Source organism: Phenylobacterium sp., assembly GCF_037138395.1.
Lineage (GTDB): Bacteria > Pseudomonadota > Alphaproteobacteria > Caulobacterales > Caulobacteraceae > Phenylobacterium.
The window spans coordinates 1-12876 of sequence record NZ_JBAXIM010000069.1 but is presented as its reverse complement, the minus strand read 5'-3'; the positions used below and the strand labels follow the sequence as shown (position 1 = coordinate 12876).

The window sequence follows — 12876 nt, the reverse complement described above, 5'->3', positions numbered from 1 at the left end:
GGTCCGGCCGGCCGGACCATGTGGGACAAGCTGGGCAATGTCAGCGAAGGCGTCCTCGCCAACTACCTGAAGAACGAGTACCCCCAGACCGTCGCCGTCGTCCTTTCCAAGGTCAAGCCAGACCATGCCTCCCGCGTCCTCGGTGCCCTGCCCGAGGACTTCGCCATGGAATGCGTGACCCGGATGCTCCGCATGGAGCCGGTCCAGCGCGAGATCCTCGACAAGATCGAGCAGACCCTGCGCACAGAGTTCATGTCGAACCTGGCGCGCACCTCAAAGCGCGACAGCCATGAAATGATGGCCGATATCTTCAACGCCTTCGACCGGCAGACCGAGACCCGCTTCATCTCGGCCCTCGAGGAGCGGAACCGCGACAGCGCCGAGCGTATCCGGGCCCTGATGTTCGTCTTCGAGGACCTCTCCAAGCTTGATCCCGGCGGGGTCCAGACCTTGCTCAGGGCGGTGGACAAGTCCCAGCTCGGCCTGGCCCTGAAAGGCGCATCCGAGGACCTGCGGAACCTGTTCTTCTCCAACATGTCCGAACGTGCCGCCCGGATTCTGCGGGAGGACATGGAGAACATGGGCCCCGTCCGGCTCCGCGATGTCGACCAGGCCCAGATGGCCATGGTCCAATCGGCGAAGGACCTGGCGCAGAAGGGCGAGATCATGCTCGCCGGCTCAAGCGGCGATGACGAGCTGATCTACTGATGGCCGAGCCCCTCCTCGAAAGATTTAGCTTCGACACCGTCTTTGACGGCGTTGGCAATGTTGCGCGCAGCGCCCCCCGGCCCAAGCGCTACTTCACGGCAGACGAGATGGAGGCCGTTCGCGGCCGCGCCTTCGCGGACGGCGAGCAGAAGGCCCTCGGCGAGATGTCGGCTCTGCAGGCGCGGGCGCTTGCGGAGATCGCAAAGCACGCTGAACACGGGCTGGGAAGCCTGGCGAAGGTGGCCCACGCCCACCGGGAGGGCTCTGCGGGCCTCGCCCTTGCCTGCGCCCGCGCCATCACCGGCGAGGTCCTGGGCCTCTTCCCAAGGGCGGCCCTGGAGAGCGCGCTCGCCAGCCTCGCCGACGAAATCGAGTCCGAGCCACGGCTGATCGTGAGCGTGTCGCCTGCGCTTGCGGCTGCGGTGGGTGAGACCCTGTCCGCCACCGCCGCGGCTATCGGTTTCACAGGGCAGATCCTAGTCCGCGAGGATGCCGACCGGATCGGAGCCGCCTTTACCCTGGATTTTGGCGACGGCGCCGCGAGCTTCGATCCCGAAGACGCGGCGCTGCGGGTCGGGAAGGCCCTGGAGGCCGCCCTGGCCGCCGAAGGCATGCACGCTGAACCTCTGCACCCCGGTGGGGAAGGCTGAACGACATGAGTGACAACGATCTCGATCTTGACGAACTGGGTCCGGCCGATACTCCACCGCGCCCTGGCGACGACACGGGGGAGAAGACGGCATCGGACCTTGCACCCATCTTCGATGTCCCTGTGTCGATCTCGGCTGTGCTCGGCCGAGCCACCATGAGCGTCTCGCAACTGCTGCAGCTCAACTCCGGCAGCGTACTGGAGCTGGACCGGCGGGTCGGTGAGGCCATCGACATCTACGTCAACAACCGTCTGGTGGCGCGCGGTGAGGTCGTCATCGTCGACGAGCGCCTCGGCGTGACCATGACGGAAATCATCAAGGACGGCGACACCCAGTCCTAGGGACACGGGGTCGAAGCGGAGACGGATCATGCGGCTTCTAGTCGTTGGACAACTGAACGGACAATTGGCGGCCGCCGTGAAGATGGCGATGGCGCAGGGGGCGAAGGTCAGCCACGTGGAGACTATAGCGGCGGCCACCCACGCCTTGCGGGCCGGACAGGGCGCAGACCTGCTGCTGGTGGACTACAACCTGGATATCGCCGCCCTCATCGCCGCCAACGAGGCCGAGCGAATCCGAGCGCCGGTGGTGGCCTGCGGTGTCGATTCCGACGCCCGCAAGGCGGCCGACGCCATCCGGGCAGGCGCCAAGGAGTTCATTCCCCTTCCGCCGGACGCAGAGATGATCGCCGCGGTCCTGGCCGCCGTGTCCGACGATAATCGTCCGATGATCGCCGAGGACCCGGCCATGCGGGCGGTCATCGCCATGGCCGAGCAGGTGGCACCGTCGGACGCGTCGATCCTCATCACCGGAGAGAGCGGCTCCGGCAAGGAGATCGTCGCCCGACACGTCCACCAGAAGTCCCGTCGGACCAGCAAGCCCTTCATCTCGGTGAACTGCGCCGCCATCCCTGAGAACCTCCTCGAAAGCGAGCTGTTCGGTCACGAGAAGGGTGCCTTCACCGGCGCCCTCGCCCGCCGTATCGGCAAGTTCGAGGAAGCCAATGGCGGGACTCTGCTACTGGACGAAATCTCGGAGATGGACACCCGGCTGCAGGCCAAGCTCCTGCGGGCCATCCAGGAACGGGAGATCGACAGGGTCGGCGGCTCACAGCCCGTGAGGGTCGACATCCGCATCCTTGCCACGTCGAACCGGGACCTGGTGCAGGCGGTACGGGACGGAACCTTCCGCGAGGACCTGCTTTACAGGCTCAATGTCGTCAATCTGAGACTGCCACCACTTCGCGAACGCCCCGGCGACATACTGCCGATGGCTGAGTTCTTTATCCGCAAGTACGCCGCAGCGAACGGGCTTCCACCCCGCGTCCTTTCGGCCGAGGCTCGCCGGCGCCTTCTGGGTCATCGCTGGCCCGGAAATGTGCGCGAGCTTGAGAACGCCATGCACCGGGCGGTTCTGCTGGCCAGCGGAGACATCATCGAGGAAGGCGCGGTCCGCCTTCCGGATGGCCAACCTCTTGGCCCCTCCGACGCCGGCGCCCGCGCCGCCCAAGTCGCGGCCACCACGGCCGAGGCCATCTCACGGAGCTTTGTCGGCCAGACCGTAGCGGCCATGGAGCAGCAGCTGATCATCGACACCCTGGAACACTGCTTTGGCAACCGTACCCATGCGGCCAACATCCTGGGCATCTCGATCCGGACCCTCCGCAACAAGCTCAAGGAGTACACCGAGGCTGGCATCAGCGTGCCTGCGCCCCAGATGGGCGCGAGCGCGGCCTGAGGACCTGATCGGTGGCTGACACAACATTCAACGGGGTCGAGCCCCGCAAGCTGAGCCCCGCCCTGGTCCTCAGTTGGTTGTTGCGGGGTGAGGTCGCGCTGGCCCTCGGCGTCGTGTCGGTTCTGGTCCTGCTGATCCTGCCCGTCCCGGCCTTTCTTCTGGACGCGCTACTGGCGATCTCGATCTCGGCGTCCATCCTCATCCTGATGACCTCGCTGTTCATCCGGAGGCCTCTCGACTTTACGGCCTTCCCGACGGTCCTGCTGGTCACGACCCTGTTCCGGCTGGCCCTGAACGTGGCCTCGACCCGGCTGATCCTGGCGCACGGCCATGAGGGCGTGCACGGCGCAGGCCAGGTCATCGAGTCCTTCGGTCGCCTGATGACCGGAGGCAATTTCACGATTGGCCTCATCGTCTTCGCCATCCTGGTGATCGTGAACTTCGTGGTCATCACCAAGGGTTCCGGCCGGATCGCTGAGGTCGCGGCCCGCTTCGCCCTCGACTCCATGCCCGGAAAGCAGATGGCGATCGACGCCGACCTGTCAGCGGGCCTGATCGACCAGGAAGAGTCACGCCGACGCCGCAAGGAGCTCGAACAGGAATCGACCTTCTTCGGCTCGATGGACGGTGCCTCGAAGTTCGTCCGCGGCGACGCCATCGCCGGGCTGATCATCGTGGCGATCAACATCATCGGCGGCATCCTCATCGGGATCCTGCAGCACGGCGTTCCACTGGCGCAGGCGGCATCCACCTACACCATCATGACGATCGGCGACGGACTGGTGACCCAGATTCCGGCCCTGATCATCTCGATCGCTGCCGGCTTCCTGGTGTCCAATGCAGGCGTCGATGGCTCGACGGACCAGGCGCTGGTCACACAATTGGCCATGAACCCCGTCAGCCTTGGAATGGTCTCGGCATCGGCGGGTGTGATCGCCCTCATCCCGGGCATGCCGGTGGTCCCCTTCGCCCTGCTCTCCATCGGTGCTGGCATCCTCGCCTGGCGGCGATCCTCGAATGCGCGGCTGTCTGAGATCCTGGGGATACAGGACCCCGGCGGATCCCAGCCGGACACCGAGGAGCACATCAGCCAGACCCTTGCCATGGACGAGATCAAGATCGAGCTGGGCTACGGGTTACTGCCCCTGATCAACGACCTTGAAGGCCGTCGCCTGACGGACCAGATCAAGGCCCTGCGCAAGACCCTCGCCGCGGAGTTCGGCTTTGTCATGCCGCCGGTCCGGATCCTCGATAACATGCGACTACCCGCTCAGGGCTACCTCATCCGCATCAAGGAGCTGGAGGCCGGATCTGGAGAGGTGCGCCTGGGAAGCCTGATGGCCATGGACCCGCGGGGCGGTCAGGTGGATCTACCGGGCGAGCACATGCGCGAGCCAGCCTTCGGACTGCCGGCGACATGGATTGAGGATAGCCTCCGGGAGGAGGCGACCTTCCGCGGCTATACCGTGGTCGACCCCTCGACCGTGCTCACCACCCATCTGACCGAGATCCTGAAGGAGAACATGCCGGACCTGCTGTCCTATTCGGAGGTCCAGAAGCTGCTCCGGGACCTGCCGTCGGAACAGAAGAAGCTGGTCGACGACCTCGTCCCCTCGGTGGTCTCGGCGAGCACGCTCCAGAGGGTCCTGCAGGCCCTCCTGCGCGAACGCGTCTCGATCCGCGACCTACCCTCCATCCTCGAGGGGCTTGGCGAGGCGGCGCCGCACAGCGCCTCGCTCACCAGCCTCGTTGAGCAGGTCAGGGCCCGGCTGGCCCGACAGCTCTCCTTCGCCCACCGTGGGGACGACGGCGCCCTACCGATCATCACCCTCTCTCCAGACTGGGAGACCGCCTTTGCCGAATCCCTGGTCGGGTCAGGCGAAGACCGCCAGCTGTCCATGGCGCCTTCGCGGCTCCAGGAGTTCATCCGTGGGGTTGGCGACGCTTTTGAGCGCGCAGCGCAGGCCGGGGAATCTCCGGTCCTGCTCACCAGCCCGGGTATCCGCCCCTATGTCCGCTCATTGATCGAGCGCTTCCGAGGCCAGACCCCGGTCATGAGCCAGAACGAAGTCCACCCCCGGGCGCGGCTCAAGACTGTGGGGATGATTTGATGGTCAAGGGAGATCGCGTCGTGGATCAAACCGGGGGCGAGTTGCGGCGGGCGCCTCTGACTGCTAGCGAGATGTCGTCCCAGGCCAGCGCCGAACAAGGCATGGAAAGCTGATGTTTGATCTGAAACCCAACAGCCGCCCGGCGCGCTTCACCTCGGACATGTTCTGGGAGCTGATGTCCTTCGATACCCTGATGACCCGACAGGTCATCCACCTGATCTACTGGTCGGGCCTGGGGATCACCGCCCTGGTCGGCTTTGGCTTCATCGGCACGGCCGTGGGCGTGGCCATCCGCGAGAAATTCCCCTTCGGAATCCTGCTCGGCATGGCTGTTCTGGTTGGCGGCGCCCTGGTGATCGGCATTCTGGCCCTGCTCTGGAGGGCCTTCTGCGAGCTCTATGTGGCGCTCTTCCGGCTCAGCGACGACATCCACGCCCTGCGCCAGGCCAATGATCAGGACGACAATAGCGACGGCGCCCCCTGACCTCAGGCACCCCCTGACCTCAGGCGCCCGCTGACGCCCGGCCGGCCCGCAGGATTCCCATTTCGTCGAGTTCCGCGTTGTCCCGGCGCGCGGCCTCCAGGACACGGCGCCGGGCCAATCCGTCCGCGACGTTTTCATACTTCTTCTGGGTCTCGAAGGCCTCCACAAGGGCGTCACGGGCCCCGGCCTCTTCGGCCAGGACCAGCTCAAGGACCGAAAGCAGGGTCATCCGGCGCGCCTTGCATCCGGCAAGGAAGCCCGGATGATGGAAGGCGGCGACGGGATCGCTCCGGATGAAGTCCGCCTCCGCCTCGATCTGGGCGTCGAGAACCACGAGCCCCATTTCCGCCACCTCCCGGCGGGCCATGATCTCTGCCAGGCGTTTGCGGACAGTCTCCACCTCGTAGCCCGCGATGCGGACAAGGCTCTCGTCCCAGCTCATGCGCTGCCACCAGCAAGGATCTGTTCAAGCTGCCAGAAGGACTCCGGAAGGCTCGAAACCTCGTCCTTATCCTGTCCCAGGAAGGCCTCAAGGGCCGCATTGAGGGCGATAGCCCTGTCGACCATAGGGTCCGATCCCGCCCGGTAGGCGCCGATGCGGATCAGCTCCTCCATATTGGCGTAGGCCGAGAGAACCTGACGGGCATCGCGTACGATCGTGCGTTCCCGGGTGTCCTGGCAGCCGGGCATGGTCCGGCTGATTGACTTCAGGACATTGATCGCCGGGAAGCGTCCGCGCTCAGCGATGGCCCGCTCCATGACAATGTGGCCGTCGAGGATACCCCGCACGGCGTCGGCGATCGGTTCGTTGTGGTCGTCGCCGTCCACGAGAACGGTGAAGATGCCGGTAATAGGCCCGCCGCGTGTACCGTCAGGGCGCACAGGACCCGGGCCGGCGCGCTCCAGAAGCTTTGGCAGCTCCGTGAAGACGGTCGGCGTATATCCCTTGGTGGTCGGGGGTTCGCCTGCGGCGAGTCCGATCTCCCTCTGGGCCATGGCGAAGCGGGTCACCGAGTCCATCAGGCAGAGAACCTCCAGGTCCTGGTCCCGCATGTACTCGGCGATGGCCAGGGTCATGTAGGCCGCCTGCCGCCGCTTGAGCGCCGGCTCGTCGGAGGTGGCGACCACGACGACGGCCCGCTTGAGACCCTCCTCGCCGAGCGTCTCCTCGATGAATTCGCGCACCTCCCGGCCCCGCTCGCCGATCAGGCCGACCACGACGGCATCGCACTCCGACTGGCGGGCCAGCATGGAGAGAAGCACCGACTTGCCGACCCCGGAGCCGGAGAAGACCCCCAGCCTCTGCCCGCGGCAGCAGGTGGTAAAAACGTTCATCGCGCGGACGCCGAGGTCCAGCCTGGGGCCCACCCGGTCTCGGGCGTGAGCGGGCGGCGGCGAGGCGCGGAGAGGATAGGCGGCGACGCCGCGCGGAAGCGGGCCCTTGCCGTCTATGGGTTCGCCAAAGGCGTTCACGATACGCCCAAGCCAGCCCCGGGTCGGATGAACGGCGGATCCCTGGGGGTCGATGTGAATGGCAGCGCCGGGCGCTATGCCCTCGACAGGGCCAAAGGGCATGAGCAGTGCACGGGAGTCCCGGAAACCCACCACCTCGGCGGCCAGGGGCGGCGCACCTCTCCGTTCGATCTCGGCCCGGGCACCAACCGCCAGCCGGGTCATGCCGCCGCGCGCCTCGATGAGCAGGCCCGAGACCGCCGCAACCCGCCCGGTGACGACCAGGGGCTCCAGCTTCTCAACGGCCTCGACAAGGTTGTGCAAGACGCAGTCTCCAGTCGCGACTCAGGACCGCAGTTTGTGTCCTACAGGCTTAATCAGCTGTGAAGAGCCGGGATCAGGATCAGGCCCTCTAAACCGCCGCCGTCCGGCGATCCGCATGCCCGAAGCGCCGAAGGAAGAGACCAAGGATCAGGCCGGCGAAGAGGGCGCGCCCAAGGGTGCGGCCCGGCCGCAGCCTGATCTCATCCCCGAGGCTGAAGGGCTGGGGGGGAAGGGCCTCCAGCGGCGCGGACAGGTCCGGGTCGCCCCAATCCTCGGGAAAGATCCCGGCACCGGCCTCGGCAAGGCCGCTGGGACCGGGATCGGCGTCCAAATCCGGAGACATGCCCTGACCTCCTGCTGGCCGGCGACGTCGCCGTGCGCCTCTAATATGGGCCTGAAGCGCCCGGGCGCCAGTCCGGGCGAGCGACAGGAATTCGCCGGGTATGTCCAATCACAAAAGATTCAACAGGCCCGAAGCCGCGCCTGGAAGCACGGGCTTGCGGCCGATTCGCGAACCGGGTTAACGGTTTTCACAGCAGGGTTACCAACATTAACCTTTCTTAAATTAACCCTCTGGCAGGGTGCAGTTGCCGGGCGCGCGTCGCGAAGCGAATCAGCGCTCAGGCCGGAGGGGCAAGGAGGCAAGTATGCGCGTACTGCTTATCGAGGACGACAGCGCGACAGCGCAGAGCATTGAACTGATGCTCAAGTCGGAGGGGTTCAATGTCTATACGACGGACCTGGGTGAGGAAGGCATCGATCTGGGCAAGATCTATGACTACGACCTGATCCTGCTGGATCTGAACCTGCCCGACATGAGCGGCATGGACGTGCTGCGGAACCTGCGGGTCGGCAAGATCGACACGCCCATCATGATCCTCTCCGGGACTTCGGAGATCGACACCAAGGTCAAGACGCTCGGCGGCGGTGCCGACGACTACATGACCAAGCCCTTCCACAAGGACGAACTGGTCGCCCGGATCCACGCCGTGGTCCGCCGGTCCAAGGGCCACGCCCAGTCCGTGATCCGCACAGGCGACATCCTGGTCAACCTCGACGCCAAGACGGTGGAGGTGAACAACAACCGGGTGCACCTGACGGGCAAGGAGTACCAGATGCTGGAACTCCTCTCCCTTCGGAAGGGCACGACCCTGACCAAGGAAATGTTCCTCAACCACCTCTACGGCGGCATGGACGAGCCCGAGCTGAAGATCATCGACGTCTTCATCTGCAAGCTGCGCAAGAAGCTGGCTGCCGCCGCGGACGGCAAGCATTACATCGAGACGGTCTGGGGACGGGGCTACGTGCTCCGCGACCCGATGGAGGGCCAGGTCGCCGCCTGACCGGTCGACCCCCTCCAGGACCTGCAGCGCCCGCCTTACGGCGGGCGTTCTTGTTTCAGAGGCGGTTCAAGATATGGTTCGCCCCTCCGGCGGGATTGGGAGAAGAAACCATGCGGCTTGCCGCACTGTGCGTCACCCTCGCGGCGGCCCTGAGCCTCACCTTCGTTGCCGTCCGTCCGCCGTCGCCCGCACCCGCCGATGCGCCGGCCAGCGCCTTCTCCGCACAGCGGGCCTTTTCCGATGTCGTGGTCATGGCGAAGTCGCCGCACCCGGTCGGCTCCCCCGCCAATGCCCAGGTCAGGGATTTCCTGCTGGCCCGGATGACCGCCCTGGGCCTGGCGCCCGAAGTCCAGCCGGCCTTTGCCCTCAGGAAGATCGCCCGACTGCAGCAGCCGCTCTTTGTGGGCGGACAGGTGGAGAACATCGTCGGCGTCCTGCCCGGGCGCGATCGCACCGCCCCCGCCCTCGCGATCATGGCGCACTACGACAGCGTCCCGGGCTCGCCGGGCGCCGGGGATGACGCCGCCGGCGTCGCCGCCGCCCTTGAACTGGCCAGGATCCTCCGGCTCCAGGGAACTCCAGCACGGGACGTCATCTTCCTCATAACCGACGGCGAGGAAGCCGGCCTGCTGGGCGCGGATGCCGCCTTCACCCAGATGCCGCTGGCCCGCCGGGTCGGGTTCCTGATCAACATGGAGGCCCGGGGCGGGGGCGGGCTGGCCCAGATGTTCCAGACCGGGGCCCGGAATGCTGGAACGGTCGAGGTGCTTCGCCACAACGCCAGCCGGCCCTCAGCCTCGTCCCTGGCCGTACTGCTCTACTCAGCCATGCCGAACGATACGGACTTCACGGTCTCCCGCGCCGCAGGGATCGACGGCCTGAACTTCGCCTTCATCGGCAGGCAGTTCGACTACCATGCTGCCTCTGCGACGCCAGCGGCCCTGCAGTTGAGCAGCCTGCAGCACATGGGCGATCAGGTCACGGCAGCGGCCCGCGCCCTGGCCTATGCACCCCGGCTTCCGGAGCGCGGGCCAGACCAGGTCTTCTCCCACGTCTTCGGCGACCTCATCATCGCCTATCCACCGCTCGCCGGCTGGCTGGTGCTCGCCGCCTGCACGGGCCTCCTCGCCCTGGCCGTGCGCAATGCCCGCCGGCTTGGGATCCTGGATGCCCCAGGAGTGGCCCGCGGGGTGGGAGCGGCCATCTACCTGCTACTCCTGACCGCCGCCGTGCTGCATCTGGCGCGGCTGATCGGTACCGAAGGTGGTGGGTTCCTGGAACAAAGGCCGCTCCTCGCCCGGGTTGCGACCTGGGAGGCGGCGCTTCTGCTGCTGGGCCTGTCGGTTGCGCTGCTGACGCCGAGACTGACCGGCGCGGGACGGGGCCGTCTTGTTGCGGCAGCCCTCGGCCTCGCGGCGGCGGCGGCGGCGCAGTTCTTTGGCTGGGACCTCGCCGCCCTCGCCCTCGGCGGCGCCGCCGCCGTCTGCGGAGGCCTGACCTTCGGGGCGCCCGTCCGTATTGCGCCAGCCTGGACCGGGGTCCTGGCTACTGCCCTGGCGGTCAGCCTCGGGCTGCAGATCGCCGCGCCGACGGCGGCCTTCCTGGTCGCCTGGCCCCTCCTGGCGGCCTGCCTCCTCGCCGCGCTCACCTCGCTGGGCGGGACAGGATCTAGCTGGAGGATACCCCTCCTCGGGGTCCTGATCGGGACGCCGACGACCGCCTGGCTCCTGGGCTACGCCCATGGCGTCTTCCTGGGACTCGATCTTCCAGCCCTGTTGGCCGTATTCGGATGGCTCTGCCTGTTGGGGCTCTGGCCAATGATCCAGGGCGATCCCGGGGACAAGATCGGCGATAGGCGCGTTTGGCTGGCAGCGGCGGCGGCCCTCGCCCTCGGGCTGGGACTCTCCGCCCTGGTCCGCCTGGCGCCGCCCTGGTCGGCGCGACACCCCCAGGCCACGATCGTCCAGCACCTGCAGGACGCCGGGGGCGGCAAGGGCTCCACCCTTTCCACCGAGCCTCGTCTCTCCACCTGGACCCGGAAGGTTCTGGCACAGGGTGGCGCACGCCCGGTCCAGACCCGCGACGAACTCGTCGCGCGGGCCCCCTTCTGGGCGAGCCCCGCCCCCACCGTCCCCCTCGCCGGGGCGACGGTCGCCCTTCAGACAACTCAGAATGGCCGACAGCGCCTGACCGTCACCGTGCCCGCCGGCATCCAGGGGCTCAGCCTGGACCTGAGGTCCGACACCCTCGCCGGAAGCGCCACCGTGAATGGCCGGCCCGCAGCCCTGCTGGCGGCGCCGGGTGTCTGGAACCGGATCCGGCTGCAGGCGCCCCCTGGAACCCTGGCGGTGGAGTTCACGCCCGCAGGCCCGGGCCGGCTGGAAGTCCGCACCCTGTCGCGCACGGAAGGTTGGCCCAAGGGCCTGCCGCCCCTGCCCGCCCGCAGCCCGCAGGAAATGGCCTTCGGCGACAGCGATACCGCCCTCGTCCGCGATGCCCGGACCTTCAGCTGGTGAGCCGGGAGACCCCCGTGAGCGACTGCGTCATCTACCACAACCCGGCCTGCGGGACCTCGCGCAACACCCTGGCCCTCCTGAGGGAAAAGGGGATCGAGCCCCGGGTCGTGGAATACCTGAAGGTTGGCTGGACCGAGGCCCAGCTGAAGACGCTGGCGGCACGCGCCGGCGTTCCCCTGCGCGCCTTCCTCCGTCTGAGGGGAACCCGAGCCGAGGCGCTCGGGCTCACTGGGGAGGGTGTCTCGGAGGCGACCCTGGCGGCGGCCATGGCGCAGGAGCCGATCCTGGTCGAGCGACCGATCGTGGAAGGCCCGCGGGGTGTGGCCCTGTGCCGCCCGGCTGAACGGGTCCTGGACCTGATCTGAGAGTGGACATGAAAAAGGGCCCCGCCTTGCGGCGGGGCCCCTGTCCGCATCTGGAAAGGATCAGTCGAAAACGATGACCGAGCGGGCGAGGCCGCCCTTCTTCATGTCGTCGAAGCCCTCGTTGACCTGGTCCAGCCGGATCCGCTGGGAGATCATCTCGTCGAGCTTGAGCTTGCCGGACATGTAGAAGTCCACCAGGCGGGGCATGTCGACCGGGAAGCGGTTGGAGCCCATCAGCGAGCCCTGGATGCGCTTCTCGCCCAGGAAGGCCGCGCCCGGGAGGGTAATGTTCTGGCCGAGCGGGATCATGCCGATGATGTTGGCCGTGCCACCCCGACGCAGCATGTTGAAGGCCTGCTCGGCGGTCTTGGACAGGCCGATGGCCTCGAAGGCATGGTGCACGCCGCCGCGGGTCATCTCGAGGACTTCCTTGACCGCGTCGGTCTTGGAAGCGTCGATGAAGTCGGTGGCGCCGAACTCCCGGGCCAGGTTGTCCTTGGAGCCGAACATGTCGATGGCGATGATCCGGCCGGCACCGGCGATCGCTGCGCCGTTGATCGCCGACAGGCCGACGCCGCCGCATCCGATGACCGCCACCGTCTCGCCGGGGCGTACGCCCGAGGTGTGGATGGCCGCGCCCACGCCGGTCATGACGGAGCAGCCGATCAGGGCCGCGCGGTCCAGGGGCATGTCCTTGCGGATCGAGACGCAGGCGTGCTCGTGGATCAGCATGTACTCGGCGAAGGAGGACAGGTTGAGGAACTGCGGCAGGGGGGCGCCGTTCTGGGTCAGGCGGGGCTCGTCTGCGGAGTCGCGCTTGGTCTCAGGGCTGACGCAGAGGGACAGGCGTCCCGTCAGGCAGCTTTCGCAGTGACCGCAATAGGCCGACAGGCAGGTGATGACGTGGTCGCCCACCTTTACCGTGCGCACCTCGGAGCCGACCGCCTCGACGACGCCGGCGCTCTCGTGGCCCAGGACGGCCGGGAGCGGGTGCGGATAGGAGCCTTCCATGAAGTGCAGGTCCGAATGGCACAGGCCGGCGGCCTTGGTGCGGATCAGGACCTCTCGCGGGCCAGGCTTGTTGATCTGAACGTCTTCGATCTGAAGCGGCTTGCCCACTTCCCGCAGAACGGCGGCCTTCATGTCGGCGTCTCCCCTTGTCTCGCCCCTGTGGGCGTTGGCAATG

At 67.1% G+C, this 12876-nt stretch carries 13 protein-coding genes; 9 read left to right on the top strand and 4 right to left on the bottom strand.

The window, feature by feature from the left end:
• From WCJ52_RS07265 to WCJ52_RS07240, 6 genes are all read left to right on the top strand, one after another.
• The coding region (locus WCJ52_RS07265; RefSeq protein ID WP_336902640.1) for a flagellar motor switch protein FliG at positions 1–708 on the top strand (708 nt) is incomplete at its 5' end.
• The gene (locus WCJ52_RS07260) at positions 708–1358 is read left to right on the top strand and encodes a flagellar assembly protein FliH (RefSeq protein WP_336902639.1); all 651 of its coding nucleotides are present in this window, start codon (positions 708–710) and stop codon (positions 1356–1358) included. The genes WCJ52_RS07265 and WCJ52_RS07260, both read left to right, overlap by 1 nt.
• 5 nt (positions 1359–1363) lie before the next feature.
• Positions 1364–1699: a flagellar motor switch protein FliN gene (gene fliN / locus WCJ52_RS07255; RefSeq protein ID WP_336902638.1), complete on the top strand. Its 336-nt coding sequence runs from the start codon at positions 1364–1366 to the stop codon at positions 1697–1699.
• Between the two features lie 28 nt (positions 1700–1727).
• Entirely contained in the window at positions 1728–3095 is a 1368-nt protein-coding gene (locus WCJ52_RS07250; protein WP_336902637.1) for a sigma-54 dependent transcriptional regulator, read from the top strand.
• Positions 3096–3106: 11 nt separating this feature from the next.
• A complete protein-coding gene (flhA, locus tag WCJ52_RS07245; RefSeq protein WP_336902636.1) occupies positions 3107–5206 on the top strand; it encodes a flagellar biosynthesis protein FlhA in 2100 nt (699 codons plus the stop codon).
• A 112-nt stretch (positions 5207–5318) separates the two neighbouring features.
• Positions 5319–5690 carry a DUF4282 domain-containing protein gene (locus tag WCJ52_RS07240; RefSeq protein WP_336902635.1) on the top strand — a complete coding sequence of 124 codons (372 nt, stop codon included), beginning with the start codon at positions 5319–5321 and terminating at the stop codon, positions 5688–5690.
• 19 nt (positions 5691–5709) lie between these two features.
• Here the strand turns inward: WCJ52_RS07240 and WCJ52_RS07235 are convergent, their stop codons facing one another.
• The 3 genes from WCJ52_RS07235 to WCJ52_RS07225 all read right to left on the bottom strand — a co-directional run bounded on the left by WCJ52_RS07235 (position 5710) and on the right by WCJ52_RS07225 (position 7809).
• Positions 5710–6132: a flagellar export protein FliJ gene (locus WCJ52_RS07235; protein WP_336902634.1), complete on the bottom strand. Its 423-nt coding sequence runs from the start codon at positions 6130–6132 to the stop codon at positions 5710–5712.
• Positions 6129–7466 (bottom strand): flagellar protein export ATPase FliI, encoded by a 1338-nt coding sequence (fliI, locus tag WCJ52_RS07230; RefSeq protein ID WP_336902633.1) that lies wholly within the window; start codon positions 7464–7466, stop codon positions 6129–6131. The genes WCJ52_RS07235 and fliI overlap by 4 nt, the downstream gene beginning before the upstream one ends.
• A gap of 88 nt (positions 7467–7554) precedes the next feature.
• Positions 7555–7809 carry a hypothetical protein gene (locus tag WCJ52_RS07225; protein ID WP_336902632.1) on the bottom strand — a complete coding sequence of 85 codons (255 nt, stop codon included), beginning with the start codon at positions 7807–7809 and terminating at the stop codon, positions 7555–7557.
• A gap of 304 nt (positions 7810–8113) precedes the next feature.
• Here WCJ52_RS07225 and WCJ52_RS07220 point away from each other — a divergent pair, with 304 nt between their 5' ends.
• From WCJ52_RS07220 to arsC, 3 genes are all read left to right on the top strand, one after another.
• Complete coding sequence (locus WCJ52_RS07220; protein ID WP_336902631.1) at positions 8114–8809, top strand: response regulator transcription factor; 696 nt, start codon at positions 8114–8116, stop codon at positions 8807–8809.
• A gap of 110 nt (positions 8810–8919) precedes the next feature.
• A complete protein-coding gene (locus WCJ52_RS07215) occupies positions 8920–11325 on the top strand; it encodes a M20/M25/M40 family metallo-hydrolase (protein WP_336902630.1) in 2406 nt (801 codons plus the stop codon).
• A gap of 14 nt (positions 11326–11339) precedes the next feature.
• Positions 11340–11690 carry an arsenate reductase (glutaredoxin) gene (arsC, locus tag WCJ52_RS07210; RefSeq protein WP_336902629.1) on the top strand — a complete coding sequence of 117 codons (351 nt, stop codon included), beginning with the start codon at positions 11340–11342 and terminating at the stop codon, positions 11688–11690.
• A 60-nt stretch (positions 11691–11750) separates the two neighbouring features.
• On the opposite strand, the gene WCJ52_RS07205 is transcribed toward arsC, so the two are convergent.
• A complete protein-coding gene (locus WCJ52_RS07205; RefSeq protein WP_336902641.1) occupies positions 11751–12833 on the bottom strand; it encodes a Zn-dependent alcohol dehydrogenase in 1083 nt (360 codons plus the stop codon).
• Positions 12834–12876 lie beyond the last annotated feature (43 nt).

What these genes read in the sequence shown, in the direction of transcription:
- WCJ52_RS07240 (WP_336902635.1), top strand. Translation starts at nt 5,319, where the DNA reads ATGTTTGATCTGAAACCCAACAGCCGCCCGGCGCGCTTCACCTCGGAC.
- WCJ52_RS07215 (WP_336902630.1), top strand. Translation starts at nt 8,920, where the DNA reads ATGCGGCTTGCCGCACTGTGCGTCACCCTCGCGGCGGCCCTGAGCCTC.
- WCJ52_RS07220 (WP_336902631.1), top strand. Translation starts at nt 8,114, where the DNA reads ATGCGCGTACTGCTTATCGAGGACGACAGCGCGACAGCGCAGAGCATT.
- fliN (WP_336902638.1), top strand. Translation starts at nt 1,364, where the DNA reads ATGAGTGACAACGATCTCGATCTTGACGAACTGGGTCCGGCCGATACT.
- WCJ52_RS07225 (WP_336902632.1), bottom strand. Translation starts at nt 7,809, where the DNA reads ATGTCTCCGGATTTGGACGCCGATCCCGGTCCCAGCGGCCTTGCCGAG.
- WCJ52_RS07250 (WP_336902637.1), top strand. Translation starts at nt 1,728, where the DNA reads ATGCGGCTTCTAGTCGTTGGACAACTGAACGGACAATTGGCGGCCGCC.
- WCJ52_RS07205 (WP_336902641.1), bottom strand. Translation starts at nt 12,833, where the DNA reads ATGAAGGCCGCCGTTCTGCGGGAAGTGGGCAAGCCGCTTCAGATCGAA.
- WCJ52_RS07235 (WP_336902634.1), bottom strand. Translation starts at nt 6,132, where the DNA reads ATGAGCTGGGACGAGAGCCTTGTCCGCATCGCGGGCTACGAGGTGGAG.
- WCJ52_RS07260 (WP_336902639.1), top strand. Translation starts at nt 708, where the DNA reads ATGGCCGAGCCCCTCCTCGAAAGATTTAGCTTCGACACCGTCTTTGAC.